Origin of the sequence: Streptomyces sp. NPDC048664 (assembly GCF_040650555.1) — a bacterium.
Lineage (GTDB): Bacteria > Actinomycetota > Actinomycetes > Streptomycetales > Streptomycetaceae > Streptomyces.
Genome location: NZ_JBEZHK010000004.1, coordinates 252,401 through 277,384, shown reverse-complemented (window position 1 = coordinate 277,384; position 24,984 = coordinate 252,401). Strand labels below are relative to the sequence as shown.

The following is a 24,984-nucleotide window of genomic DNA, read 5'->3' as shown; positions in this document are numbered from 1 at the left end:
AGACCCGCCCGACAAGGCGCTACGGAAACTGGCCCGGGACTCCGCAATCCCGGGCCAGTCGCGTCGAGGAGGTGAGCGCCGCTCCACATCCCTAGCTGAATACCCGTCGCGCGTCCGGCCTTCCAACCTCCCCAGGCGGTGCCGGTTGGCGATGAGGGTTTCCCTGTTACTCCTCGACTGGAGCAGATCATAGCTACCCGTACGAGGGTCGGCTCAGTCATGCCTGAAGCAAGCGACAGCCTACCCAAGAAGTCTCATTCTCCAGGTCCGGCGCCCTTGACCACGGGCTTCTCATCAGAGTTGCCGCAGACTCTCGCCCGACCAACTTCAGCCCTACAACTGGGCCGCGGCATGCGGTTCCGGCTGTTGGCAGCTGTCCGCGCCCTGCTGGCAGATGCCCGGCTCGTCGGCCGCAAGGACGTGGTGCGTCTCGGCACCCTCGTGCTGATGGCGAAGGCCGCGCATGGCACCTGCCGCGTCGAGACCACGGCCCGGGAGCTGGGTCGTTGGCTCGGGGTGTCGGAGTCGACGGTGGACCACGAGGTGCTGGGCGTTCTGCGGGAGGTTGATGTCGTCGCCACGCGGGTCCTGCGGGGTGACGACGGCCTGCCGACGGGCGTCGAGTATCGGGTGGAGCCTCTGTGGGAGGCCCGCAACGCCGTCGGCGCGCCCTTGGCGTTGTCGAAGGCCGAGTTGGCGACGCTTCTTCGGTTCGTGGAAGCGCTGTTCGCTCCGGGGTGGGGGGAGCGGTGCGCCACGCCTCCGGGTCTGCTGGTGGGGCGGCGGGGGAGGGGCGCGGCGTCGGATCGCCTGGCTCTGCTTCTGCTGGCTTTGCATGCGCGGCCGGACGGGCGGGTGCCTCTGATCGGCGGTCCGTTGGCGAAGACAGTGGCTCGTCATGGGCGGGCGGCGGTGACGCTGGCGCGGTTGCTGGGGTGCCGTGTGCCCCTCGCCGCGACGGTGCTGGGCCGCCTTGTGGCCGCGGGGGTGGTGTCAGGCGGTCCGGGTCGGCTCGTGGTGCCGGCGGTGGCGGCCGCTCACGGGTCCGAGGCCCGGGTCCAGGACGCTGCTGTGCTCACGGGTTCGGCATCACCGGATCCGGTGCCTGCCGGTGATGTGGCGGGTTGTGCGCGGTGTGCCTGCCGCGACGATGCCGGTGACGAGCTTGTGCTGGAGGGAGATGGCTGGCGGCAGCTGTCCTGGGATGATCTGGGGGGGGCCGAGGAGGCTTCCGGAACTGCACCCAGAGGTCTCGACGACGCTGAGAGGGATCTTTTCGCAGGTCAGACCGTCTTTGAGTCGTTCGAGGCGAGTTGTGCTGCTGCAGACCCTCACGCCGACCACGCTGTTGTGGCTGATGTACGTGGTAAGGGTGCTGGAGGTCTTGGGTTTTCCGGCGAAGCCGCGTCGGGGTACTGCCGTCAGCCGGTACGCGCGCGCGAGGGCGGGAACTCCGGGGCATCGGATGGTGGTCTCCAGGGTGACGTGCCGGTCGTCGACGGCGGGGGCGGCCCGCTTCGCGGGGAGAAACCCGATCTGCTGCTTGCCCAGGGGGAGTCGGAGGCGTCGGCCGCGGCGTCGACTCTCCAGGCGTGGCGGGCTGCGTCGGGTGGGCCGCCGCCGGTGTGGGCTCAGGTGCCCAAGGGGCTGGAGCGCGTGCTGGAGCCGGTGGCCATGGTGTGGGGCCGGCTGGACCGGCTGACGACGCGCCGGTTCGTCACGAAGGTGGCGCGGGCCCAGCTCGGCGAGATCTCGGGAGCGTGCGGCCCGGAGGTGGATGCCGAGCGGATCCTGCGGGAGCGGCTCAAGCGCCGGTTGGCGGAACAGGGCGCGGTGCCCATCACCGACCCGGTGGGCTGGCTGGTCGGCCGTGCTCTGCCACGCCGGGCGGTGTGCCCGGATCTCCGGTGCGACGACGGACGGCGGATGGACACCCGGGCCGACTGCACCGCCTGCCAGATGCTGATCCTGGACGGACGAGCGCTGCGGGCCCGCGCCTTCACCAAGGCGACCACGGCCTTGGCCGGCGGCCGGGTCGACCGTTTTGCGTTCGAGGCGGAGCTGAACGCGTGCTGGCAGCAGGAGGCCGCCTTCGCGGCAGTCCGCCGCGAGCAGGCCGCTCGAGAGCGGCACGCCCGTGAGCGGGTGTGGGCCAAACAGCGGGCCCGGTCCGCGGCCCAGGAGGCCGCACGGCAGGCGCTTGCGTGCGAGGCGTGCGGGAAGCACAACACGGCCGGGATGTGCGGGCAGTGCCGCGATGAGCGCCGTGTCGAGGAGCTGGTGGCCGAGGCCGTCGACGTGGCGGTGGCCACCTGGGGCCTGGGCAGTGAGCTCGATCGGTTGGACGTCGTTCGCAGGACCGAGCGGGACATGCGCGGAGCGGTCGACCAGGCGGTGGCGGAGCTGCTCGCCGCGGGCGGAGGCGCCCTTCCCGAGTCGGTGGCACTCGCGGCGCGGCTGGCCGCGGAACTCCAGCTGGGTGCCCTGCGGCGGCGGGCGGTGAGCCAGTTCGCCAGCCAGCCCTCGGCCCTGGCCGAGTACAAGAAGGTCCGCCGCATCGAGTTGCACCGCCTGCGGCGCAACTTCGACGCCAGCGATGACGAGATTCGCGAGGCTGCGGAAGAGGCTGCGCACGCGGCCCGGTTGAACACGGCGCACGCGCTCCTGGAGGACCGGCTGCGTACGCTGCGGTCCGCCCGGCCGGCCGCGGAGGTGGACGCCGAACCGGACTGTTACGCGCAGGCGGCCGCTCAGGTCCGTGCCCTGATCCGCCCGGCGCCACCGGAGCATGCCGTGTCCGTACGGCGGCCCACGACATCCGCGGCCGCGCCGACGGTCGGCAGCGGGGAGCCGGCGGGGGTGGGGGCATGAATCGTCCCGTACGCGTCCTCACGCAGCGGCCCGCTCGGCGGCCGTCGTTGACCGAGTGGGTGGAAGGGCTGCCGGGCCTTTCGGGGCGGGCGCGCCGGCTGCTGCTGGAGGGCGACACCGAACGCCGGTACGCGGGCAGGACGTCAGCCGATTCCGGGTACCGGCTGACGATGGCCCTGGCGGTCGCGGTCTCCCAGCCCGGCCGGGAGTGGACCTTCGCGCAGTGGTGGGAGGCCCTGGTGCTGCGCCCAACCGCGGGCGGCGCCTGGGCGAGGTCGCTGCGTTCACGCAAGGGCGAGCGGTACGCCGAGGGCAAGCTCGCCGGGATGCTCGACAAGGCGCGCACGTTCGTGGGCACATCGGGGGCGATCGTGTGCCGGGCCGATGCCATGGTGGCAATCGCCCGCGTGCGGGCCGCCGTGGAAGCCGTCGTGTGGCCGGGGCCCGGCGGGGGCACGGACCTGAAGAACCTCACCGCGCGGCTGCAGCTGGCCGAACAGGCCGGCGGTCTCGAGCACGAGGTGTCGGTACGGCAGCTGGCCGAGCTGATGGGCTGCGCCCGCTCGACCGTGGAAGCGAGCAACACCCGCCTTCGCGCCGCCGGGTGGCTGTCCCTGGTCACGGCCGGCACCGGTGAGCGCAGCTCGACGTGGTCCCTGCGGATCCCACAAGAGGCCGAGGAGTCGTGTGCGCGCCCGGGACACCGTCCAGCTCCGGGGGAGAGGGGGGCAGAGGGTGTCCCGGACGTGCACATGGGCCGGGAGGTGAGCACCCGCGCGCTGGGCACCGTGATGGGTACGGACGCCTGCCACCACTACGCCCACGGCACGTCCGGCGCCCGGATCCTCGCCGCCCTCGACCCGCTCGACGGCCTCGACATCGCACACCTGGCCGCGGTAACCGGCCTGCACCGCACCACGGTCCGCCGCCGCGTGGACAAGCTCGTCGAAGACGGCCTGGCCGAGGAAGCCGACGGCCTGGTCTACCTGCCCCGCCACCTGGCCGGCGACGAAGGCCTTCGCCCCGACCCCGACCAGCTTCGGCAAGTCGCTCTCGACCGCGGCACCACGGGCCTGGGGGAGCGGCGCCGGAAACGGCACAGCGACCAGCGGCGCTACTACTGGGAATGGCTCACCGCACGCGCACAGCGCGCCGCCAAGCGTCGCCAGCCCGGCCGGGCGCGGCTGCGGCTGGTGCCCGAGGGCGTGGTCGACCAGAACACGGGAGAGCTCCGCGACCCGGCGTGGCAGGGGTGGATCGTCGACGATCCGTACCGGCCGACCTGGCCCACGCCACCCTGGCCCGGTGACGCATCGCCCGAGGCGGTGTGCGGATGACTCCGCCTCCACGACTCCGCACATGGTCCAGCGCCGGCCGCTCGCGGGCGGGAGCGGGCTCTTCCCTCTGGGCGATCATCCGGCCCCTGCACGAACTCGGACATCGGCGCCCGACAGACGCTCAGGGAGATCAAGATGCCAGGTCAGCCGCTCAGGCCCCAGTCGCGGACGGCTCGGAATGTGGGGACGGGCGCGAGGCCCGAGCGCGGAGGATCAGCGGGTTCGAACACCGCCGCGTAATCGATCAGGCGGTAGCGACCCACAACGGGTGAACTCCCCTCAACCACAACGCCCTTGCACGCAAGGGCATGCGACAGATCAGAGTTTGCCGTGCCGTCCGACCTCACGGCGTGAAACGCCAGGGAGTGGACCCGATCGAGTGACAAGAACACCTCGTCGCCCCGCTCCGATCTGGGAGGCCAGGAGCGGACGCCCGCTCGGTCCTTCCGGCCCGCCGACTGGCCCCCCATAGGCGTCCCGGCCCACTGGCGGGTCCGCTGTGGGTGGAACGCCCGCGCGTACGGAGCCCGCGATCTATCGTGTGTTGCAGAGAGTTCAGTGGGGGCGACGTGGTGCGGGACACGAGGCTGGTGCAGACCGCGGTCATCGGTGATGAACACTCCGATGTCCCGATCATCCTGCCGACCGAAGCGATCGAGCTCGACGTCTTCCGCCGCGCCCATCAGCAGGACACCTTCTGGTGTGGGCTGCTCCTGGGCGGCTGCGGGGGTCAGCTCGCCACCAAGCTCTACGTGGATCGCCAGTGTCACTTCCAGCACAATCCACTGCCGAACGGCGCCCCCAACACCTGCCGTCGGCCGTCCGTCGGCGAGTCCAGCGCGGACCACCTGTACGTGAAGTCGGCGATGTCGCGCTCGCTGCTCGAGTACGGCCGGGCCGCCCGGTTCGCGTTTCCGCCGCCGATCGGCTCCCTCGTCGACGTCGATCTGGAGGACGGCCTGTCCCTGCGCATCCACATGGATGCCGCCGTCCGGCCGGACTGGGAGCGTCAGGGCGCCGTGATCCTCGGCCCCGGCGTGGTGCCGGATCCGGACGTGCTCGCGGGCTGCCCGTACGTCTACCGCGTCAGGTGCGACAGCGACGGGGCGAATCGCCGCGTGTGGATCGGAACCCAGAGCCTGGCCCGGCCCACCGAGTGGGTCCCGTTCAGCGAGTGCACGTGGACAGACGAGGGCCTGCTCACCCCTGCCGCCTCACGCATCATGCGGGACCGTTCCGCCGCCGGGAGCCGGCCCGCCGCACCGGGGCCGTCTGCCGGCCGGGGCGCTCTGCCGGAGAGCGTGGTCACGTTCGTCCGCGGCCTGGAGGCGGCGCAGCGGACGGGGACGGTGGACCACGTGCGCAGGCTCTGCAACGGCAGCAGTTCCTTCCTCGACGGCCTGTCCTCCACGGCCCGCGCCGAAGCCGAGCGTGCCTTGACGGAGGCGAAGGCGTGGCTGGCCACCCACGAGGAGTACCAGCGTCGCATCTTCAAGGACCTGGAGGCCGCGGTCCGTGAACGGCGGGCGTGGGATGTCCGTTCGGGCATTCAGCAGGCCGCGTCCCTGACCCGGCGGGGTGCCAGCGCCGAGGAGCACCGCATCCTGGCTGCGGCCCGCGCCTATCTGCGCGAGCACGACTACGCCGATCAGCCCCCGGCCCAGGCGGCCGTGAGCAGGCAGTTGCACTACAAGCCGGCGCCGGCCGCGAAGAGGTCCAAGAGCAAGAAGCCGAACCGGGCGAAGGAGTCGGCAGCAAGAGCCCGGGCCCTGCTGGAGCGGCTCGACCGCGAGAGCGACCTCCTAGCCGACGATGAGCTGGCGCAGCTGGTGGAGGAGCTGACGCGAGCGGCGAACATCGCAGGCCCCAACCTCAGGGACCCCGAGCGCAAGCGGGTCGCCAGCTGGGGGCGCAAGGCGAGACAGCGACGCCCGGCGCGCACCGCGGCCACACAGCCCCGTGCCCGCACGAAGCCCCCGGCGGCCGGGAAGCCGGAGAGCCCCGCGCGGGTGAAGCTCGACCCGCTGGCCGCCGCGGTCAAGACCATCCTGCAGAAGGCGGCAGCGACCGGCACGACGCTCACCTGGGCGCAGATTCGCGCCCAGCTCCCGCCGGGTCTGCCCGCCCTCGAGCGGAGCCAGCAAACCAGTGTGCTCATCCAGGTGGACCGGAGCCGCGCGGGGACCGCGCCGTTGCTGTCCGCGCTGGTCACCGGGGCCGATCACGACATGCATCCGGCCTACCCCCGGATAGCGGCCGCAGCAGGCCGGCCGCAGCCGCGGGGAAACCTTGAAGCGGTGGCGCAGTGGGCCGTGGAGGTCTCCCGGTTCCAACGGGCGTAGTAGCAGTTCAGGCCGCGATGCTCAGTTCGGTGCGGGCGCAGTGAAGGAAGTCGCGGACGGCCGGCTCCCGGCGCCACGGGGCGAGGGCGTCGGTGAACTCGCGGACGTAGTCCTTGGCGCGGCTGGACTGGACGCGGGCGAGGATGTCGACGGACCGGTTGCCGAGATTGAGTCCTTGGTCGAGGTCACGGGCCTGGAGGTGGGCGGTGCCGACGATGGCGAGTCGCATGCCGACGGAGCGGGTGAACACCCCGGACGGCATGGCGGCGGCCTGCTGGTTCCAGGCCAGGGCGGCCTTGGGGTTCTTCAGGTCCCGGAAGACCTCGGCGGCGTCCGCCGACAGCCGGGCGTGGTGATAGAAGTCGATCCACCCGGGCTCATCCCCCGGCCGGGCGTCGGCCAGGCCGAGGAGGGTCTCGGATGCGGCCAGCGCGCGGGATGCCGCCTTGGGGTCGTTGGCGTGGGCGTGGGCGCGGGCTTCGATGAGCTTGGTGAACGCCAGCACTCGCGGCGCCGCGTGTCCCTTGGCCCGCTCGAAGGCGCCCTGGGCCATGTCCACGGCCTCGGAGGCGAAGCCGCGCAGCAGTGATTGCATGGCCATGGTGGTCAGGACGTAGCAGCCGAGCTGGACGTCACGGCCGGCCCGGGCTAGGCGCAGGGCCTGGATGAAGTGGCGCTGGGCGGCGTCGTGCTGGCCGACGTCGAACGCGGTCCAGCCGGCCAGCCGGGAGAGCTCCGCGGTGACGGAGAACAGCTCGCGTCCGACGGCGTCGGAGAACGAGCCGCGCAGGAGCGGGGCCGCGCGCTCGGTCAGGCAGGCGGTGACGGAGTTGGCCTTCCAGTTCCCGCCGCCGTACTTGGAGTCCCAGCGGCGGGCCTCGTCGGCGGCGTCCCGCAGCTCGTCAAGGTCGGCGCGGCCGACCTGCTGGCCGCCGGCGTGGTCGGCGGACCCGTCGGCGGGCGTGACCAGCCAGCGGGTGACCGGTGTGGTGAAGGCGGACACGGCGAAGCCGGATCCGGTGAGGAAGTCGCGGCGGTTCACGCTGCTCCAGAACGAGGTGGCTACCCGGACCGCATCCGCGCGGTCCCGGGGGAAATCCAACCCCACATCAGCATCCGGTGTCTCGGCCTCGCCCATACCGACCTCCCTGAGATCCACGGGCCGGCCGAGCCGTTCGCCGATCGCCTGCGCGAGGAGGGTGGGCACGGGCCACTTCGGGATCATGCCGCGCTGGCACCAGTTTGCGATGGAGGTGTGCGAGTAGTCGGTCTCCATCCCGGCCTGGTGGGCGAGCTGGTTGACCCGCAAGGCCAGGGACTTCTTGCTCGCGCCGCAGGCTCCTGGCCGCCCGGCCCACCTGACCCTCCCACCGTGGGGGCAGGGTGGGGTCGCGGGGGGCGGCCCCACCCGAAGGGACGACCCGCCCATGAAGATGACCGTCATCGGATGCGGCTACCTCGGCGCCACCCACGCGGCCTGCATGGCCGAACTCGGCCACGAGGTCCTCGGCATGGACTCCGACATCGACAAGGTCCACACCCTGTCCACCGGCCGGCCCCCTTCTACTAGCGGGACCTCGACGACCTCCTCGCCCAGCACACCGCCTCCGGGCAGCTGCGGTTCACTGCCTCCTACGCCGAGGCTGCCGACTTCGCCGACTTGCACTTCATCGGCGTGGACACCCCGCAGCAGTCCGACGGCTCCTACGACCTCACCCACCTGATGGACGCCGTCCGCCAGCTGGCCCCGCTCCTGACCCGCCCGGCGGTCGTCGCGGTCAAGTCCACCGTCCCCGTCGGTACCGCGCCCCGCGTCGCCGAGCTGCTCCACGAGCTCGCCCCGGCAGGCGACCTGGTAGAGGTCGCGTGGAACCCGGAGTTCCTGCGCGAGTCCTTCGCCATCGAAGACACCCTGCGCCCCGACCGGCTCGTCCTCGGCTTCGGCCCCGGCCGCTCCCGCGCCGAGACGGTGCTGCGGGAGGCGTTCGAGGGGATCATCGACGCCGGTACGCCGACGATCGTCACCGACTGGGCCACCGCCGAGCTCGCCAAGGGCGCCGCGAACTCCTTCCTCGCCACCAAGATCTCCTTCGTCAACGCGATGGCCGAGGTCTGCGAAGTCTCCGGCGCCAACGTCGACGAACTCGCCGACATCCTCGGCCACGACCACCGCATCGGCCGCCGCGGCATGCGCCCCGGGCTCGGGTTCGGCGGCGGATGCCTGCCCAAGGACCTGCGCGGCTTCATCGCCCGCGCCGACGAGCTCGACGCCGGCCAGGCCGCCGGGATCCTGCGCGAAGCCGACGCCGTCGACGCCCGCCGCCACGAGCGCGTCGTCACCCTGGCCCGCCAGGAGCTCGGCGGCGACGTGCGGGGCAAGCGGATCACCGTCTGGGGCGCCGCCTTCAAGCCCGAGACCGACGACATCCGCGACTCGCCCGCCCTCGCCGTCGCCCAGGCCCTGCACGACCTCGGCGCCTCCGTCACCGACCCCAAGGCCCTCGACAACGCCCGCAAGCTCCACCCCGCCCTCGACTACGCCGACGACCCGATCGCCGCCGCACAGGACGCCGACCTGCTGCTGCACCTGACCGAGTGGTCCGCCTACCGGCACATCGACCCCGCCCGCCTCGCCTCCCGCGTCGCCAGCCCGAAAGTGATCGACGCCCGCGGCACCCTGAGCGCCGACGCCTGGCGCGGCGCCGGGTGGATCTACCGCGCCCTCGGCCGGCCCTGACGGCCCGAGGCTGGCACCCCGGCGGCGGCCTGGGCAGACCCCGGCCGCCGCTGGCGACGCTGTCCCGGCAGCCGCCGGGCGGGCTTGACCCCTTCCAGCAGCTTCCACAGCGGCCGGCCCTCGGCGGACCACAGCTCCAGTCGGCCCCGGTCGATCAGGTGGACGCCGTACGTCTCGCTCCGCTCCACCGCTGGCAGGGTGAACCGGCCGTTGGTGATGATGACCGCGAACTGGGCCCCGTGGACCGTTTTCGCCGTGCCGGCGAGCCGCTGTAGGACCTCCACCCCGATGGCCTTGCCCTCCCAGCCGTCCCGCTTGTGCTTGCACTGAACGACCCAGATCCGGCCGTCAGCGTCCACACCCCGGACGTCGCAGCCGTCATCGTGTGCTCCGCCGACCCGCTCGGCGTCGAACCCGTCGCGGCGCATCAGATCCCGCACCGCGAACTCGAAGTCGCGGTGGTGCAGAGCGTCGATCTTCTCCAGCGGGATCCGCGCGCCCCGGGCCCGCCGCTCCTCCCACCGGCGGCGCTGGTCGCCGGCCAGGCCCCAGACGGCCAGCAGCATGACCACCACCTGCGGCACGATGGCATAGATCCCCCAGTGCTCGTTCAGCCAAGCTCCCAGCCAGAGCCCGAACCCGACCACCGCTGCGAGGGCGACCACTGCCGCGCCGATCAGCACCCCACCGCGCAGTTCCTCACGCGAGACCCACGGTTCCGGCCCGGCAGGATCGCGGCCCGGATCCGGGGAGTCCAACAGCAGGTCAGGGTCCGGCCCTCCGTCCGGGACCGCGGTGCGCTGGGTTAAGCCGGCGGGCGCATCGCCGTCCTCCGACCCATCGCCGCCATGCGCCTTCTCCTCAACCACCGGTAATCCTCCGCGAGTTGACATCACAGACCAGGAGGCAACTCCACCACAGGGCACCGACATCACGTGTTGGCCTCGGCCCCCCGGCCGGGCGACGCCGACCGAGAGCACCACCCTCTTCCCGGTGGCCTGACGACCGTGCCTACCTCTCTGCCGTGGCCGGAGGAACTCGAGGTGGCGGAACCGTCAGGACTCCGGACGACGCGGAGCGCCGCCGCGCGAGCGGAACGTGGTCCCTGCGTCTTCGAGCAGGCGGTGCACGCCGCCGTACGAGCGGCTCGTCTCCTCGGCCAGGGCTCGGATGCTTGCCCCGGCGTCGTACTTCCTCTTCAGATCGGCGGCGAGCTTGTCGCGATCCGCGCCGGGCGCGAGCCGGCGGGCCGGCGTCTTCCTGGACATGAGATTCCTCCCTGCAAGGGCGGGCGATGCCCTCATGATCGCTTGAGGAGGACGCGTCGGTCACCGATTCGACGAAGACCACGCCATGGCCTGCGAGGGTGGCGGCCCGGAGCGCGCTTGCGCCACGATGCTCCGATGAACGAGGAACCGCTGCAGGAGTGGGCACGGCGGCGCGAGGAACGCCGGGCCGCCGCGAAGGGCAGGCTGCGGGCGGTGCCGCTCACCGAGGGCAGGCATCGAGCGGCGCACATCGAGCCGGACGCTCCCCGGGTCATTCAGGAGTGGAACGGCAACGAGTGGGAGACGATCGGCGTCGTCGAGAACCTGGACGCCGCGAAGGCCCTGCTGTATCCGCCGCAGCCGGCGACGGAGAAGCCCGCCGAGTGGGATCGCCCGACCGCGCTCGGCCCGGGCAGGGGGCGGCACCGTCGTACGGCCCCGACAGAGGAAGGCCGGTGAGAACCCGCACCGAAGCGGTGCTGCCAAGTTCGAGGACCGCCGTGTGGAACCTCGCCTCCGACTGATCCGGCTGCCCGACCTTCGTGAAGGAGACGCATGTCCGTCATCCCGCCCCAGATCCAGGTCGACACCTGCAATGTCCAGACCGTGTCCATCACCGGGGACGACGTCGCCGCCTTGCTCACCGCCGCTGGCCAGTGGGTCGCCGAGCATGAGGGGTGTGCGTGACGTCGGTCAACCTCGTGCCCTTCTACCTGTGCCCGGACGACTGCGAACCGGCCGAGGATCAGCCCGGCGTCCGCCTCGACCTCACCATCGACGTTTCCGGCCGCCACCGCTTTCAGTTGCCAAACGGATCACCGATGTCCTGACCAGGAGGATGCCGTGGGCTTCACCGCACAGCACGACGGGCGGGGGCGACTGGATGCCACCCAGCCCGACCTTGGCTGCACCTGGGCGTGGGAGGCAGTCCACCGTGCCCGCCCCCGCGTGATGATGGTCTGTCCGGAGTGCGCGCACCCGATGCACGCGAAGGTCTCCCGGTACGGCCTGCGGTTCTTCGCCCACGACCCCGGCGCCCCCACCTGCGCGCTGGCCGGTGAGTCCATGGAGCATCATCTGCTGAAGCTGGAGATGGCCACCGCCGTGCGCGCGGCCGGGTACCACGCCGAACTCGAGGTCCGCGGGCCTGACGGTGACTGGCGGGCCGACGTCATGGCGTCCTCGCCGGACGGCAGCCTGCGGATGGCGTGGGAGGCACAGCTGTCCCCGATCACCGTGGACGAGATCACCCAGCGCACCGCCCGGTTCGCCAAGGACGCCGTACGGGTGTGCTGGGTCGCTGCCAAGCTGCGGCCCTGGGTCGGCGAAGTGCCCTCCATCCACGTCCGGCCACCGAGCGAGGGCGAGCCGAACTGGACGGTGGCTGGCGGGTTGGCCCGCTTCACCGTCGACACGTGCGACGAGGACTTCCTGTGCCGCTCCGTCGGCCACGGCGAGTGGCACGAGACGGGCGCCGACCTGCGCTCGTTCACCGCTTGGGCGCTGACCGGCCGCGCCGTCCCTCACCGATTACCGAGCTGGCTGCACACCGACCAGCACGCCTGGACCGGCGTGTGGACCGCACCGCAGTACATCACCGCCGCCGCGGCCTACCAGCAGGCACACGACCGCGCGGTCGCCGAGTTCGAAGAACAGCAGCGAATCCAAGAGGCAGAGCGCCGCCGCCGGGAAGCGGAGCGCCGAGCCAGGGTGGCAGCCCTCGCGGCCGCGCCGCCCAAGCCCCCGGCTCAGCAGCCCGCCGTGCCCGAGCAGGGCCGCCGCACGGCCCCGCGTCCCGAGCCGGAGTGGCAGGTCAACCTCCCCAGCCGCGAGCGCGAGCACCTCCACACCGCCGCCGTCGCCGAGACCCGCCTCCTCCTGGGCGTCAACGCCCAACCGAGCCACCGCGACGGCGACCGCCGCTGGGCCCTGGGCACGCCCTTGTACGCGGGCGACCGGCCCTATGCCGTCCTGCGTCCGCGGCCCCAATTCGTCGACTGGGAGCAACTCAAGGGGCTGCTCATCTTCGTCCGCAACATCGACGAGCTGCGCCTCCTCGGCCGCACCGCACCCAACGGCACCCGCATCATCGTCCTGCCCGAGCAGGAGCCCCCTGCCCGGTGAGGAGGCTTCCCGTCAGCTGCCGACGGAGCGTGTGTGGGTGGCCCGGTGCCTTCTCAGCTCCGCGCTGCCGGGCCGACCGCTGGCCGGACAGCCCTCCACCACACCGCACGCCTCCCGAACACCCGCGTCGATGGCCGCACGATGCAGGTTCTCGCCGCCCGGCCCGTACCCGCGGTCGACAAGCCGCTGGACAACCCGGTCGCCGTGAAAGAGCGCGTTGAGATCGCCCTCGGCCTTCTTGTCGTGGCCCTGCCTGAAGTAGTTGCCTGGCCGGGCGGCGGACCCACACCCGCAAAAGCACTCCCCCGTGGGGGCTGGAATCTCAGTCATGCCCGAACCTTGCTCTTGAGAGTCTTGAATGTCAAGACATTCAAGACTTGGCGCCCGTGCTCCCGGCCAGCCGGGCCAGGACCGGACGAATGGTCGGCGCCCGCCCTCGACGTCGGGCCGCCATGCACCCGAAGCAGGCTGACCTGGTGCCCTGACCATCTCCCGGGCAGGCGGCATGCGGGGGCCCGGGCCCGCCGGCGCCGTACCCACCAGGTAGCGTCGCTCGCCGAACCAAGATCCACAGGAGCACCGCACCCGATGGCATGGCACGACCGCATACCGGCCGACGCGATATCCACGTATCCGCAGCTCAGGAGCCTGACGAAGGCTGAGGGAGAGGAGTATCTGCAAGAGCGGCGGGCCGCCTGGACCAGCTATGAGCGGATGAACGTGGATCGGCGCTTTGCGCAGATTGCGCGCCTGAAACCCCTGCGTGGCCGCCGCGTCCACTACGGTTCGGACCTTCGGAGTGCGGAGGAGCGGCGACTGCGGCGGCAGCTCAAGCACCGGCACGGCTGGCGAGGCTTTCCCTGGGAGCACCCGTGCCGGTGGTACCAGCGCTCTGCGCAGTTCACCGCCGACCTGCAGGAGTTCGCACAGGCGCTGGCGGTCCGGTGGCAGGTTGACCGACGGGAGCTGGGTCAGCGGGAGCGCGACCACCTGTTGATGGAAGCGCTGAACGCGCTGGACTGGCCCGACCAGCCCGGTGGCGTAGAGAAGCTCGCCAGCTACCTGAACTCGTATCCCTTCCACTTGAAGGGTGTCATCGACGGCGCGCTGGAGCGGCATGACGACATGCTCGATAACGAGTCGTGCCCGCGCTGCTGCGGCCTTCGGGACGATAACGCTCCCCACCGTGTCTACATCGCCCACTACCACGGCCTTGGCCTCTACAAGGTGGGCGTCACCACGATGGGCAGCAACCGCCGGCTGGTGACCCACGAGTCGGCGGGCGCCACGATCGTGGACACCTTCACCACCGCGAACTACCCGGACGCCTTGCGTCTGGAGCGAGCTGTACTCGACGTCGTGTCGGAATGGCGTACGAGCAACCCGCTGGTCACCGGCGGCGGCGAGGTCTGGAGTGACGAGGCCAGGCTGATCCGGTTGGCTGACTTCGTAGAGCGCGGTATGAAATGACCCGCCCGGGGGTCGGCGGCCAAGACCGGTTCCGTCGCCTCGGGGCCGCAGGCCGGCGCCGGGTACGACCTGATCGTGAACACGATCGCCGAGGTCCTCCCGCGGAAGCGGCGGACATCACCGCTCTCCAATCTGCTCGTACGTCACCCCCTCACGCCCCCCGGCATCCGACAACACCATGTCCGACAGGGGACTTGACTAGTGAATGGCGCAGCATGCCGACCGGCATCCCGAGTTCCAGCAGGAGTGCTGGAGCTTCTTTCGGCCGCCGTGACTGTGGGCGACGCCGACCCGCAGCACGGCGCCCTGCTGGAGGACCGGGTACGGATCGCCCGAGGAGAGCAGCAGATCTTCGGCACCCAGCTGACGCAGGGCGCCGACGGCACGCTCATCCCGTACCCCGTTGCCAACCCGGACGAGGTCGAGGCGTTGCGGGCCGCGTGGGGGTTCCAGCCGCTGGAGACGTACATCAAGCAGGTCGCGGCCGGCGTCCGTTAGGGCGAGGTCAGGGACGTCAGGCAACGGGCCTGAGAGCGGGCTCCGTCGCGCTGCGCGCTCGGATGACGGTCGTGATCGGCACCGTTAGCGCCAGGGGGGCGCCGACGGGAAAGACCCCTCTGGTGCGGCAGGACGGGCTCGGGCGCTAGGCGGATCCGGTATGTGGTGAGAACCTCATGAGCGAGATCTTGCAGCGCGGTCGTGAAGGAGGTGGCCGTGGCGTTGTCGCGAGCGGTGAGTGTGAGGGCGCGGTTCTGGGAGCAATACACCCCGGGGCCGACCTGGGTGCCGGGGAGGAATCCGGTCTGTTCCAGCAGCCATCCCGCGCTGGCGCGAAGGGTGCCGTCCGGGCTGTTGTGCACGGGGCCGTCGGCCGCGCGGATCGCCGTCGCCTGGGCTCGGGGGACCTGTGGGTTGAGGAAGACGGAGCCGGCCTGGCGGGCGTCCGGCCCGTCGGTAGGGAGGATCAGGCCGCGGTTGTGCCGGTCGGTGAGAACGGCCTGGGCCGCTTCGGCGAGTGGTGGCTGGGCTCCGAGGCATACGGCCAGTGCGTCGGCGAGCTGCTGGTAGCGGATGGGGGAGGCGCATGCTTGACGTGCCAGACGCAGGCTGACGTCGAGGATCGTGAATCGTCCGGGCTGGGTCTTGAACGTGCTGGTGCGGTAGCCGAAGCCGCAATCACCGGGCAGTAATTCGCGGGTGCGGCCCAGGGCCCAGTCGTAGACGGTGAGGCGTGTGAGGGTGTCGGATATCTGCTGTCCGTAGGCGCCGGTGTTCTGAACCGGTGCGGCTCCGGTGGTGCCCGGGATTCCTCCGAGGTACTCGATGCCGGACAGGCCCTCGGCGACGGTGAAGGCGACGAGTGCGTCGAGCGGCTCTCCCGCTTGGGCGGTGACCTCCACGTGGTCGCTGCCGAGCGGGCGTACGGCGATGCCGCGGGTGGCCATGCGGATCACGGTGCCGGGGTAGCCGGTGTCGGCGGCGAGGGTGTTGCTGCCGCCGCCGAGCACGAACGGCGCTGTGTCGCTGCTGCTTGCGGCGTAGGCGAGGTCGGGCCAGGCGGCGGGATCGGTGTGGGTGAGGAACCGGTCGGCGGGGCCGCCGAGGCGGAGTGTGGTGTGGTCGGCCAGCAGCTCACCCATGGGGATGCCTCCGTTTGTCAGGTGGCGGAGATGGTCTTGAGCGCGAGGACTCGCAGCGGGGCGATCTTGGTACGGGCGTTGCCGCTGTAGACGGCGTTGGTGCAGATGACGAGGTATCGGCCGGTCGTCGGCGCGAGGTAGAGGCTCGTGCCGGTGAACCCGTGGTGGTACGCGACGCGCCCGCCGGCGGCGAGGATCCAGGAGAGGCCGCGGTCCAGGCCGGGCTCGATCGGGGCCTGGGGGACGAGGCTGGCGTGCAGCCAGTTGCCCAGGCCGTGCTCGTCGTCGTCCGCGTGGGCGGCCAACAGCCGCTGGGCGTATACCGCCAGGTCGCTGGGGGTGGAGAACACTCCGGCGTGGCCGGCGATCCCACCGAGGAGGCCGGCGTTGTCGTCGTGCGGGGCGCCCCAGATGCGCGGGGCGCCGGGGATGCGCTGTTCGGTCGGGGCGACCTTGGGTGTGCGGGCGACGGGCCCGTACACGGTGGCGTCCATCCCGAGCGTTTGCCACAGGGTCGCGCCGAGTTGGTCGAGGGGGCGGCCGTGGATGTGGGCGAGGGCCAGGCCGAGCAGGATGTAGCCGCGGTTGATGTACCGGTGCTGGCCGGGGGCGTCTTCCAGCGGTTCGCGGCACAGGAGTTCGTGCAGCGGCAGGTCGGAGCCGCGGTAGTGGTCGAGGCGGGTGGAGGCGCGAAGGCCGGAGGTGTGCGCGATCAGCTGGCGCACGGTCGCCTCGCCGCTGGGGGTCTCGCTGTTCATCGGCGGCAGGAAGTCGCGGATCGGGGCGTCGAGGTCGAGCAGCCCGGCCTCCAGGGCCTGTCCGATCAGGGGCCAGGTGGCCACGACCTTCGTCAGCGAGGCGATGTCGTAGACGGTGTCCTGGTCGGGTTCGGTGTCGCCACACTCGGGAGCGACCTTGCCGACGCTGAGGAAGTCGGGGCTGTCGCCGGTGGTGCCGTAGGCGATGACGCCACCGGGGGTGGCGCCGTCGGCGACGACCTGGTCGAGGGTGTCCCGGAGGCGGGTGGTGTCATCGGCGGTGGACGGGACGGGCATCAAGGGCCTCCGGGGATGGTGGTGATCTCGGCTCCCAGCGTGGCCAGATTGGGCAGCAGGCGTGCGTAGCCGCGCCGGAGGTGGAACATCCCTCGGATCGTAGAGGTGCCGTGGGCGGCGAGTGCGGCGATCAGCAGTGCGGTCACCGCGCGGATGTCCGCGGCCTCCACCGTGGCGCCGTTCAGGCGGGCCGGCCCCCGGACGCGGAGCGTCGAGCCGGTGACGGTGATGTCGGCGCCGAAGGCGCGCAGGCCCTGAACGTGGGTGTCGCGGCGGGGGTAGATACGCTCGTCGATCACCGAGGTGCCGCCGGCCCGGGTGAGCATCGCGGCCAGCTGCGGCGCGGTGTCGGTCGGCAGGCCCGGGTGCGGGCTGGTCGCTGCCTCCACGGGCTGAAGCGGCCCGTTGAGGCGCGTACGCACGCCACCGCTCGCGTCGTCGGCCAAGGTGATGCCGGCCGCGGCGAGGGTGCGGGTGAGGCCGTTGGGGAAGTCGGCGGCGGTGATGTTGTCGAGGTGGACGCTGCCGCCGGTCGCGGCGGTGGCCATGACCATGGTGGCGGCCTCGATCCGGTCTCCGGCCACCGCGAACGTGCCGCCGGCGATCCAGTCGCTGCCGGACACGTGCAGGCCCTCCTGGTCGAGGTGGACGAGGACGCCCCGGTCGGCCAGAAAGCGGGCGGTTTCGGTGACTTCCGGCTCGATCGACGGATGGGTGATCAGGCTGGTGCCGTGCGCTCGGGCGGCCAGCAGCATCGCCGTCACCGTCGCCCCGAGGCTCGGCCCGTACGGCGTGTTCACGTCCACGGTGAACGCCCGCGCCCGGCAGGCATCGCACCGGGCGCGGATGCCGGTGTCGGTCGCGATGACCTCGGCGCCGGCGGCTTGCATCGCCGCGAGGTGCCGGTCGATCAGGCGGGGGCAGAACGCGTCGCCGCCGGGATAGGGGAAGGTCACCTGCCCGGTGCGGGCCAGCACCGCTGCGGCCAGCACGGCGGTTGTGCGGACGCGGCGGCCGAGCTCGGGATGGACGACCGGGCAGATGCCGTCCGGTGGGGTCACCGTGAAGCAGCCGTCCCTGGTGGTGACGTGGGCTCCGGTGTGGCGCAGGATCTGCGCGCACACCCCGGTGTCGATGATGTCCGGCGCGCCGGTCAGGATGACCGGAACGTCGGCAAGGAGCGCGGCGGCGTACAGGTGCAGGGCGATGTTCTTGCTGCCCTGCACCGGGATCCGGCCGGACAGCGGGCGCCCGCCGGTGACCCGCACGAGGGTGGTGTCCAGGGCGTCGCGCGTGGGTGCGGTGGCCACGGCCGTCACCGAACCCGGGAGCCGGCGGGCAGGAAGCCGCCGATGTGGTCGCGCGGGTACACCACCGTGCCCGGCCCGATCAGGGTGCCCGGCGAGAGCACGGTTCCGGCGGGCAGCGCCACCTCGTCGCCGATGACGGCTCCGAACTTCGTCTGACCGGTGGGGATCCGCTGCCCGTCGAGGTTGACGGTGATCTCCTCGAGTGCCGGCTCGGCGACGGGTCCGCGGTCGCACCGCAGTCCGGTGGTGGAGCAGAACGAGCCGATGTTGACGCGCCGGCCGATGACCGAGTCGCCGATGAAGCAGGGGTGCTTCATGAAGACGTGCCCTGCCAGCAGGCTGCGGGTGATCTCCGCGCCGAACCCGACCCGGCAGCCGGGGCCGATCACGCTGTGGTCGCGCACCAGCGCGCCGGCCGCCACGACGGCCCCCGCGCACACCAGGACCGGTCCGATCACCTGGGCTCCCGCCTCGATGCGGGCCCCCGCCTGGACGATCACGTCGCCCTGGAGCAGTGCGCCGTCCTCGACCACGCCCCGCCCTGCCCGCAGGTCCTCGCCCCCGTGGTCGAGGCCGGCGGCCATCGTGGCCTTGATGTCGAAGACGGTGGAGCAGCCCGCCAACAACCGGGTGATGTACGGGCTGAGACCCTCGGGACGGACGTAGTAGGCGGGGGTGAGGCGGTCATCGGCCGCCGGCGCCGTGGACGGGATGGGATTCGCGGACTGCATCAGGACCTCCCGGAATCTGGGGCGGCCCGTGGCTGCGGGCCGCTCGCAGTCGAAGGTCGCTGCTGCCGGCCCACCGGCGGGAGGGGCGCTGTCCTGGCTTGCAAAGCCGTTTGCATCTCATGCAAACGGCCTGTCAGCCATGCAGTCCTAGGACTACGGTGGGAGCGGCGCAGCCTCGGCTAACGGCGGGAACGAGGTACAGATGCGATTAACGGATCATGAGCGCCCTCGGGGGCTGAGGTGAAGCCCGGGGAACTGGTACGTCAGACGCGGAAGGCGAAGGGCCTCACGCTCGCCGAGCTGGGCACGATGACCGGATACTCCGGGGCGCAGGTCTCCCGGTACGAGCGGGGCATCTCACCGATGACCGACGTCGACGTCCTGCGATGCTTCGCCGACGCCCTCGAACTCCCGCATCAGGCATTCGGGCTGACGCCGCCCGCACCCCGGCCGGGCACTCGACATGGTCAGCCGGTCGGCGCAATCAGCGTCTTTCCCCGACTCCCGGCCCCTAGGGTAGGTACACCCGGGCGGGAGGACGGTGAAGGACCGGTGCGTCGACGCAAGTTGCTCGCGGGCCTGGCGGCCACGGCCGCTGCCCCATTGCTCGGGAGCGGAACCGCGCAGGCCGACGAGGCCCTGCTGGGCGAGCTGCTCGTCACCCGGCTCCGGGACGCGATGCTCGGACTGGGGACGGCCGCGGCCGCGCCATCCTCGCCCGAGGCGCTCGCTACCGACTTCACCCGCGCGCTCGCCGACTTCGACGCCTGCCGCTACGCCTCCCTGGCCGTGCGCCTGCCCCGCCTCATCCGCGCCGGCCACGCGCTCTCCACCAGCGGCGACGACACGGAGCAGCACTCCCTCCTGGCCAAGGGCTACCTCCTGGCCACCCGCATGCTCGTGAAGATGGACGAGCAGCAGCTCGGCTGGATGGCCGCCGACCGCGCACGGCAGCTCGCCCAGTCGGCGGGAGACGTCCTCGCGGTCGCCGAGTCCGCCCGTCAGCTGGCCGTCCTCGCCAGGAAGGCGGGATGGCACGAACAAGCGCTGTCCCTCGCGCTCTCCGCCGCTGATCACCCGGATCTCCGAGGCACCGGACGCGCCGGGTCCGCCGTCCGCGGCCTCCTGGTCCAGAGTGCGTCGTACACCCTCGCGCGCCGAGGCGACCGGGACGGAATGCGGGACCTGACCGACGAAGCTGCCGCCATCGCCAAGGAACTCGGCGGCGTCACCCTGCTGCGCGACCACGGCGGCGGCTTCAGCCCCCTCACCGTGCAACTTCACAGGATCAGCGCCGAGAACCACGCCGGCGATCCCCGGGCCGCGCTCGATGCCGCTCGCACGATTTCGCTGAAGGCGCTGCCCAGCGTCGAACGCCGCTCCCGCGCCCTCGGGGACATCGCCGTCACCTACGACCGCCTCGGCCGCCGCAGCGACTGCGTCCGCACGCTGCTGGCCGCCGAGCGATGCGCTCCACAGGAGACCCACGCCCGACCTGCGACGAAGGCCTTGATCTCCAGCCTGCTGGTTTCTGGCCCCACGTCAACGGAACTCCGCGGCCTCGCCGAACGCAGCGGCGTTCTTGCCTGAGAAGAGAGCACTGACCGGCTGGCCAGGTCGGCCGACGGCCGGAGCGGTATTCGTGGTTCGGGCCGGCGCTCCTGCCTCCTTGGCTGGCTGATCGTGATTTCTGCCGAAGTAGCTCGGGGCGGTGGCGCTCGCCCGTAGCGTGAGGCGGCATGACTGTGCTGATCATCGGCGGCAACGGCTTTCTGGGCGCCGAGCTGGTACGCCAGGCGGTGTCCGCGGGCCTGCACCCGGCCGCCACCTTCCACTCCCGACCCGGCAGCGGCGACGGGGCAACCTGGCATCACCTCGACCTTCGCGACCCCCTCCGCCTGGAGGAGGTCCTCGACACGGTGGCTCCGGCCGTGGTGATCAATGCGACGAGCGGCGGAGCGGACTGGGCAGTCACCGCCGAAGGCGGGATCCGCCTCGCCCAAGCTGCGGCCGGCCGCGGCATCCGCCTGGTACACGTCTCCAGCGACGCCGTCTTCTCCGGCACGGGCCGTGACCGCTACGACGAGTCCTGCCTTCCGGACCCACTCACCCCCTACGGGGCCGCGAAGGCAGCCGCCGAGACCGCCGTACGCCTCCTATGCCCCAACACCGCGGCCGTCGCCCGTACTTCCCTGATCATCGGCAACGGCCGGTCCGAGCACGAGCGGCTGGTGCATGCGCTGGCCACCGGCAGCCGGAAGGGCGCCTTGTTCACCGACGACATCCGTTGCCCCGTCCACGTGACAGACCTGGCTGTCGCTCTGTGGGAGATCACCCGGTCCGACGCCGCCGGCGTGTTCCACCTCGCTGGGCCGGACGCGCTCAGCCGCTACGAGCTGGGCGAGCTCATCGCACGCCGCGACGGACTCGACCCCGCCCGGCTGCCCTCCGCACGCCGCTCGGACACGGGACTGCCCGGCGGGCTCGACGTACGACTCGACAACCGCGCCACCCAGCAGAAACTGCGCACCCGGCTCCGCGGAGCCCGCGAGTTCCTAAGCGGGAGCAGCCCGGAGCAGACCTGACGGGCGTGCTTTCCGGCCCCTGCGAGGCGGTCTTGCAGCGGCTGCGCGACAGGACGAACGCGGGCCCGCCACGACCTGTGGTCGGCGTGCCATCCCGCCGGTCACGGCCGGCGAACCGGACAGGAACCACGCGGATCCGGCCGGGTCCACCGGACCTTCAGGCCACCAGGGCGGAGATGCCGTAGCGTCCGCGCCATGGTGAGGACATTGCGGCTGGCTGTCGCGCAGAGCACTGTGCCGGAGGATCCCACCGACCGAGGCGCGCTGCGAGCAGCTGGGCAGGAGATCCGGGCCCTGATGGCTGAGGCCGCCGACGCGGGCGCGCGCCTGGTGCAGTTCCCCGAGGGGGCGATCGTCTATCCGAGCAAGCATGTGATGGCGGCTGGCCCGGACGGCGAGCTGGTCCCGGCCGACTGGAGTCGTGCCGCCTGGGACGTGCTGCGGGAGGAGGCTGAGTCGATCGCTGCGCTGGCTGGGGAGTTACGGCTGTGGACGGCGTTCGGGTCGCTCCATCCGCTCACGCCGCCGAGCAGGCCCCACAACAGCTTCTACATCGTCTCTGACCGTGGCGAGCTGGTCGCCAGGTACGACAAGCGGTTCCTGTCGCATACCGAGGTTTCCTACCTGTACACCCCCGGGCGTGAGCCGGTCGTCTTCGAGGTGGACGGCATCCGGATCGGCTGCGCTCTGTGCGTCGAGGCGAACTTTCCACCACTCTTCGACGAATACGAGCGCCTGGGCGTCGACTGCGTCCTGCTCTCCGTGATGGTTGACGATGCTCCGAGGGCGCGCATCGCCCAGGCCTACGGGACGCTGTACTGCTACTGGGTGGGCTACGCCGTGCCGGCGCAGTTCAGCGCGACAGTGCCGTCCGGGATCGTGGCGCCCGGCGGCCGGTGGATCGCACAATGCCCTACCGAAGGGCAACCCGCTTTGGCGGTCGCGGACATCGACCTCGACTCGGCCGACCCGGACATAGACGTGGCCCTCCGCTACGCCCGGCCCTGGCGCCGTCTGGCGCAGGACGGGCTCTACGACGACCATTTGGTAACCGGGGATCCGCGAAGCGACACCCACACCGCTTTCTGAGACCGCCGCCCAGTCCTCCAGAGCCTCTCGGCGCCGCGCCGGGCCATGCCGTCCTGCCCCTGCGATTGCCGCAGCCTCCTCATCCGAGTCCGCACGGCGTCGGCCGGCAACTGTGCGGCGCCGGACACAGTGATGCGCTGGGCGCCCTCGACACGGCACTATCGACACCATGACCTCGCTGTTCCAGGCCGCCCCGGAATGGACGCTCACTGCCGTCCCCTACGGCAGCCCCGACGCTCGCGTCCTCGTCCAAGCCCTTCACCATGAGCAGCTGGCCACCTACGGCACCGCCGACGACCCCGAAGCTACCGAGGACGCGGAATTCGACGCTCCCGGCGGCCTTTTCCTCGTCGCTCGGCCGGGGAACGGACCGGCACTGGCCTGCGGGGGCTGGCGCACCCTCAACACCTCGGCCGCCGAGATCAAGCGGATGTACGTGCTGCCGTCCGCTCGCGGGCAGGGACTCGGGCGCCGGATTCTCACCGCTCTGGAAAATGACGTGCTCGGCCGCGGTCCCACCGAGATCCTGCTGGAGACCGGTATACGCAACGTTGCCGCTCTCGGCCTGTACACCGCATGCGGCTACGAGCCGATCCGCTCGTACGTTCCCGGCCGCAACCCCGAAATCAACCGGGCACTCAGGAAGGTCATCCGGCAGAAGCCGGCGTCCCACTCCCACACCGGCCTGCTCCTGTAGCCCGGCTGAGGCCCAGGGCTGCGGCCGTTCTCGCAAGCTCCTGGGCCTGGCTGACTGAGTCGGCCAGCGCCGGTCAGAGATCACCGATTCGACCGAAGACGGGGCTCGGTTACGCGGTAAATTCCAGGAAGTTTCTAACTTCCGGGACGCTCCGATGTACCCGCAGCTTCGTTCGGAGATCGGCCAGGGCGCTGCTGCCGCGGGCGGAGTTCACGCCGCCCATGTGCTCGACGGCGAGGTGGGCCACGGCTACGGCTTCTTCAATAGCGTCGAGTTCGAGGTGCGCTTCGGCGGCGCGGGCCTCGTAGATCGCCGCCCCTCGAGGGAAGGAATCACCGTCGTAACTCTCTTGGAGTTCGGCCAAGCCGACGGTGGCGGCCTGTTGGAAGTGGTCCAGTGCGCGGGCGGGATGACCGAGGTTGAGCGCGGAGCTGCCCAGGAGTTGGTGGATCTCACCCAGGTTGACCCAGTACAACGACGGTAGATCCTCGGTGAGGGAGATGGCGTTGCTGTAGGCATCCATGGCTGCATTCGCTTCCCTGTCGGAAGCACGCAGGTCGCCCGCTCGCGCGTGGGCTCGACTGGCCCGGGCGTGGAGCATCGCGAGCATCCGGGCGGATCCGGTTGCACGACCGTGAACCTTCGCGGCTTCCACGAGCGAAACTGCTTCCTGGGGTGCACCGGTTGAGTACAGCTTGATGGCCCAGAAGGAGAGGGTCGTGGCCAGGACCTCTGGATCCTGGGAGGAGAGTGCGTCTTCAGAGGCGTCCGCGAAGTGGGTCTCCGCGCGGTCGGGGTGCCCGCTGTCGTAAGCGGTCCAGCCGGCTGCCCGCTGTGCGTCGGCCGCGGCGGCAAGCAGACGCCGACCAGTCCCCTCGCTGTAGGACGCGGTACGCAGCGCTCCCGTGATCATGTCGAACTCGTTGACGGCAGCGTTGTAGACGTGGCCCGAGCCGACCTTGTCGTCAAGGTGCCGTAGGGCGATCAAGCGCTGTTCGTGAAGGGCGGCCAGGCCATCGCCGACTCTGCGGCTGGCACGGGCCGTGGCTGGGGCGCCGGGTGCAAGGGCGAGGCCCATGCCACCGGCGGCGGCTGTGATCATGAACCGACGACGTTCCACGGTTTCACCGGCCTTTCGTGGGGCCTTCAGCGCGGTCGGGGTCGCGCGGCGCGGTGCGAGCAGCGCATCGGGGACTGCGCGATGCAGCCAGGCCGGCCAGCCGAGTTCCACCACGTCGCGCCGGGGGAAACCCAGAAAATCGGCAAGCGCGAATTGAGTGTTTCTGTCCGGATGGGTGCCGGTCTTCCAGCGGTGGAGCTTCTGCTTGTGGGTTGCCATGCTGCCGAACCCCATGTGCTCATGGCGGGCCGCGATCCGTTTCAAGAACGCTTCGGCCTTTCCCCCGTGATGTGCGACGAGGTAGTCGAGAAGATCCCCGACCTCGCTCAACAGTGCTCCCCTCCGCTGCTGGACCAACAGTCCAAGTGTCCCCGGGCGAAGCCCTTCATGGGAGACCCCGGGGGCAGGTGGATGACCGCTGGATGACCGCGAGGCCACTCGAGATGACGACAGCGCTCTTCCTGCCGCTGCCTACCGGCGGTCTCCTTGAGGGCGGCCAACTGGCGCGTCCGTAGAACCCAGACGGTACGGGGTCTCGGCCGCATGAAGCCGACTTGTCGTGAGCCTGGGATGTGCACGTCGACGAGGGGGAAGAATGGCGTCTGCAC

At 71.3% G+C, this 24,984-nt stretch carries 21 protein-coding genes and 2 pseudogenes; 15 read left to right on the top strand and 8 right to left on the bottom strand.

What is annotated here, in order from left to right; all coding sequences use genetic code 11:
* The first annotated feature begins 351 nt into the window (after positions 1 to 351).
* The 3 genes from AB0C59_RS06720 to AB0C59_RS06710 all read left to right on the top strand — a co-directional run bounded on the left by AB0C59_RS06720 (position 352) and on the right by AB0C59_RS06710 (position 6,550).
* Complete coding sequence (locus tag AB0C59_RS06720) at positions 352 to 2,871, top strand: hypothetical protein (RefSeq protein WP_363001412.1); 2,520 nt, start codon at positions 352 to 354, stop codon at positions 2,869 to 2,871.
* On the top strand, positions 2,868 to 4,208 hold the full coding sequence (locus AB0C59_RS06715) for a helix-turn-helix domain-containing protein (protein WP_355273071.1): 1,341 nt from the start codon (positions 2,868 to 2,870) through the stop codon (positions 4,206 to 4,208). Before AB0C59_RS06720 ends, AB0C59_RS06715 begins: the two co-directional genes overlap by 4 nt.
* Before the next feature lie 572 nt (positions 4,209 to 4,780).
* Positions 4,781 to 6,550: a hypothetical protein gene (locus AB0C59_RS06710; protein ID WP_363001410.1), complete on the top strand. Its 1,770-nt coding sequence runs from the start codon at positions 4,781 to 4,783 to the stop codon at positions 6,548 to 6,550.
* 7 nt (positions 6,551 to 6,557) lie between these two features.
* Here the strand turns inward: AB0C59_RS06710 and AB0C59_RS06705 are convergent, their stop codons facing one another.
* The gene (locus tag AB0C59_RS06705; RefSeq protein ID WP_363001408.1) at positions 6,558 to 7,859 is read right to left on the bottom strand and encodes a sporulation protein; all 1,302 of its coding nucleotides are present in this window, start codon (positions 7,857 to 7,859) and stop codon (positions 6,558 to 6,560) included.
* 118 nt (positions 7,860 to 7,977) lie between these two features.
* On the opposite strand from AB0C59_RS06705, the pseudogene AB0C59_RS06700 reads away from it, so the two are divergent.
* Positions 7,978 to 9,287, top strand: a pseudogene (locus tag AB0C59_RS06700) (UDP-glucose/GDP-mannose dehydrogenase family protein).
* Here AB0C59_RS06700 and AB0C59_RS06695 read toward each other — a convergent pair.
* Complete coding sequence (locus AB0C59_RS06695) at positions 9,263 to 10,156, bottom strand: restriction endonuclease (protein WP_024126817.1); 894 nt, start codon at positions 10,154 to 10,156, stop codon at positions 9,263 to 9,265. The pseudogene AB0C59_RS06700 and the gene AB0C59_RS06695 overlap by 25 nt on opposite strands.
* A gap of 186 nt (positions 10,157 to 10,342) precedes the next feature.
* A complete protein-coding gene (locus AB0C59_RS06690; protein WP_024126815.1) occupies positions 10,343 to 10,555 on the bottom strand; it encodes a helix-turn-helix domain-containing protein in 213 nt (70 codons plus the stop codon).
* Positions 10,556 to 10,690: 135 nt separating this feature from the next.
* On the opposite strand from AB0C59_RS06690, the gene AB0C59_RS06685 reads away from it, so the two are divergent.
* The 6 genes from AB0C59_RS06685 to AB0C59_RS06660 all read left to right on the top strand — a co-directional run bounded on the left by AB0C59_RS06685 (position 10,691) and on the right by AB0C59_RS06660 (position 14,647).
* Positions 10,691 to 11,014, top strand: coding sequence for a DUF6087 family protein (locus AB0C59_RS06685; RefSeq protein WP_363001406.1), 324 nt, complete (start codon positions 10,691 to 10,693; stop codon positions 11,012 to 11,014).
* Between the two features lie 96 nt (positions 11,015 to 11,110).
* Positions 11,111 to 11,242 carry a hypothetical protein gene (locus AB0C59_RS06680; RefSeq protein ID WP_258404890.1) on the top strand — a complete coding sequence of 44 codons (132 nt, stop codon included), beginning with the start codon at positions 11,111 to 11,113 and terminating at the stop codon, positions 11,240 to 11,242.
* Positions 11,239 to 11,385, top strand: a complete 147-nt coding sequence (locus AB0C59_RS06675) for a hypothetical protein (RefSeq protein WP_181411942.1) — start codon at positions 11,239 to 11,241, stop codon at positions 11,383 to 11,385. Before AB0C59_RS06680 ends, AB0C59_RS06675 begins: the two co-directional genes overlap by 4 nt.
* Before the next feature lie 13 nt (positions 11,386 to 11,398).
* Positions 11,399 to 12,679: a competence protein CoiA family protein gene (locus AB0C59_RS06670; RefSeq protein ID WP_363001403.1), complete on the top strand. Its 1,281-nt coding sequence runs from the start codon at positions 11,399 to 11,401 to the stop codon at positions 12,677 to 12,679.
* A 588-nt stretch (positions 12,680 to 13,267) separates the two neighbouring features.
* The gene (locus AB0C59_RS06665; RefSeq protein WP_363001401.1) at positions 13,268 to 14,149 is read left to right on the top strand and encodes a hypothetical protein; all 882 of its coding nucleotides are present in this window, start codon (positions 13,268 to 13,270) and stop codon (positions 14,147 to 14,149) included.
* Between the two features lie 201 nt (positions 14,150 to 14,350).
* Positions 14,351 to 14,647: a DUF6624 domain-containing protein gene (locus AB0C59_RS06660; RefSeq protein ID WP_363001399.1), complete on the top strand. Its 297-nt coding sequence runs from the start codon at positions 14,351 to 14,353 to the stop codon at positions 14,645 to 14,647.
* On the opposite strand, the gene AB0C59_RS06655 is transcribed toward AB0C59_RS06660, so the two are convergent.
* From AB0C59_RS06655 to AB0C59_RS06640, 4 genes are read right to left on the bottom strand one after another with little or no spacing between them, the layout of a single operon-like run.
* Positions 14,644 to 15,789 (bottom strand): UDP-N-acetylmuramate dehydrogenase, encoded by a 1,146-nt coding sequence (locus AB0C59_RS06655; RefSeq protein ID WP_355273085.1) that lies wholly within the window; start codon positions 15,787 to 15,789, stop codon positions 14,644 to 14,646. The two genes, AB0C59_RS06660 and AB0C59_RS06655, sit on opposite strands and share 4 nt — an antisense overlap.
* Before the next feature lie 17 nt (positions 15,790 to 15,806).
* Positions 15,807 to 16,844, bottom strand: a complete 1,038-nt coding sequence (locus AB0C59_RS06650) for a serine hydrolase domain-containing protein (RefSeq protein ID WP_024126810.1) — start codon at positions 16,842 to 16,844, stop codon at positions 15,807 to 15,809.
* On the bottom strand, positions 16,844 to 18,154 hold the full coding sequence (locus tag AB0C59_RS06645) for a UDP-N-acetylglucosamine 1-carboxyvinyltransferase (RefSeq protein ID WP_355273087.1): 1,311 nt from the start codon (positions 18,152 to 18,154) through the stop codon (positions 16,844 to 16,846). Before AB0C59_RS06645 ends, AB0C59_RS06650 begins: the two co-directional genes overlap by 1 nt.
* 5 nt (positions 18,155 to 18,159) lie before the next feature.
* Complete coding sequence (locus AB0C59_RS06640; protein WP_355273089.1) at positions 18,160 to 18,885, bottom strand: hypothetical protein; 726 nt, start codon at positions 18,883 to 18,885, stop codon at positions 18,160 to 18,162.
* A gap of 240 nt (positions 18,886 to 19,125) precedes the next feature.
* Between AB0C59_RS06640 and AB0C59_RS06635 the strand changes: the two are divergent.
* From AB0C59_RS06635 to AB0C59_RS06615, 5 genes and pseudogenes are all read left to right on the top strand, one after another.
* Positions 19,126 to 19,290 (top strand): annotated as a pseudogene (locus tag AB0C59_RS06635) (helix-turn-helix transcriptional regulator); the annotation flags it as partial.
* Positions 19,291 to 19,437: 147 nt separating this feature from the next.
* Positions 19,438 to 20,475, top strand: coding sequence for an XRE family transcriptional regulator (locus tag AB0C59_RS06630; RefSeq protein ID WP_355273139.1), 1,038 nt, complete (start codon positions 19,438 to 19,440; stop codon positions 20,473 to 20,475).
* Positions 20,476 to 20,624: 149 nt separating this feature from the next.
* Positions 20,625 to 21,470 carry a sugar nucleotide-binding protein gene (locus tag AB0C59_RS06625; RefSeq protein ID WP_355273091.1) on the top strand — a complete coding sequence of 282 codons (846 nt, stop codon included), beginning with the start codon at positions 20,625 to 20,627 and terminating at the stop codon, positions 21,468 to 21,470.
* Positions 21,471 to 21,665: 195 nt separating this feature from the next.
* Positions 21,666 to 22,559 carry a carbon-nitrogen hydrolase family protein gene (locus tag AB0C59_RS06620; RefSeq protein ID WP_355273093.1) on the top strand — a complete coding sequence of 298 codons (894 nt, stop codon included), beginning with the start codon at positions 21,666 to 21,668 and terminating at the stop codon, positions 22,557 to 22,559.
* Between the two features lie 169 nt (positions 22,560 to 22,728).
* Positions 22,729 to 23,256, top strand: coding sequence for a GNAT family N-acetyltransferase (locus AB0C59_RS06615; RefSeq protein ID WP_355273096.1), 528 nt, complete (start codon positions 22,729 to 22,731; stop codon positions 23,254 to 23,256).
* Positions 23,257 to 23,365: 109 nt separating this feature from the next.
* Here the strand turns inward: AB0C59_RS06615 and AB0C59_RS06610 are convergent, their stop codons facing one another.
* Positions 23,366 to 24,706, bottom strand: a complete 1,341-nt coding sequence (locus tag AB0C59_RS06610; RefSeq protein ID WP_355273099.1) for a transcriptional regulator — start codon at positions 24,704 to 24,706, stop codon at positions 23,366 to 23,368.
* Positions 24,707 to 24,984: the final 278 nt, after the last annotated feature.

Excerpts from the sequence above, each read along its gene's own strand:
- AB0C59_RS06620 (WP_355273093.1), top strand. The coding sequence starts at position 21,666 with ATGGTGAGGACATTGCGGCTGGCTGTCGCGCAGAGCACTGTGCCGGAG.
- AB0C59_RS06685 (WP_363001406.1), top strand. The coding sequence starts at position 10,691 with ATGAACGAGGAACCGCTGCAGGAGTGGGCACGGCGGCGCGAGGAACGC.
- AB0C59_RS06690 (WP_024126815.1), bottom strand. The coding sequence starts at position 10,555 with ATGTCCAGGAAGACGCCGGCCCGCCGGCTCGCGCCCGGCGCGGATCGC.
- AB0C59_RS06650 (WP_024126810.1), bottom strand. The coding sequence starts at position 16,844 with ATGCCCGTCCCGTCCACCGCCGATGACACCACCCGCCTCCGGGACACC.
- AB0C59_RS06615 (WP_355273096.1), top strand. The coding sequence starts at position 22,729 with ATGACCTCGCTGTTCCAGGCCGCCCCGGAATGGACGCTCACTGCCGTC.
- AB0C59_RS06715 (WP_355273071.1), top strand. The coding sequence starts at position 2,868 with ATGAATCGTCCCGTACGCGTCCTCACGCAGCGGCCCGCTCGGCGGCCG.
- AB0C59_RS06665 (WP_363001401.1), top strand. The coding sequence starts at position 13,268 with ATGGCATGGCACGACCGCATACCGGCCGACGCGATATCCACGTATCCG.
- AB0C59_RS06640 (WP_355273089.1), bottom strand. The coding sequence starts at position 18,885 with ATGCAGTCCGCGAATCCCATCCCGTCCACGGCGCCGGCGGCCGATGAC.
- AB0C59_RS06655 (WP_355273085.1), bottom strand. The coding sequence starts at position 15,789 with ATGGGTGAGCTGCTGGCCGACCACACCACACTCCGCCTCGGCGGCCCC.
- AB0C59_RS06625 (WP_355273091.1), top strand. The coding sequence starts at position 20,625 with ATGACTGTGCTGATCATCGGCGGCAACGGCTTTCTGGGCGCCGAGCTG.
- AB0C59_RS06720 (WP_363001412.1), top strand. The coding sequence starts at position 352 with ATGCGGTTCCGGCTGTTGGCAGCTGTCCGCGCCCTGCTGGCAGATGCC.
- AB0C59_RS06680 (WP_258404890.1), top strand. The coding sequence starts at position 11,111 with ATGTCCGTCATCCCGCCCCAGATCCAGGTCGACACCTGCAATGTCCAG.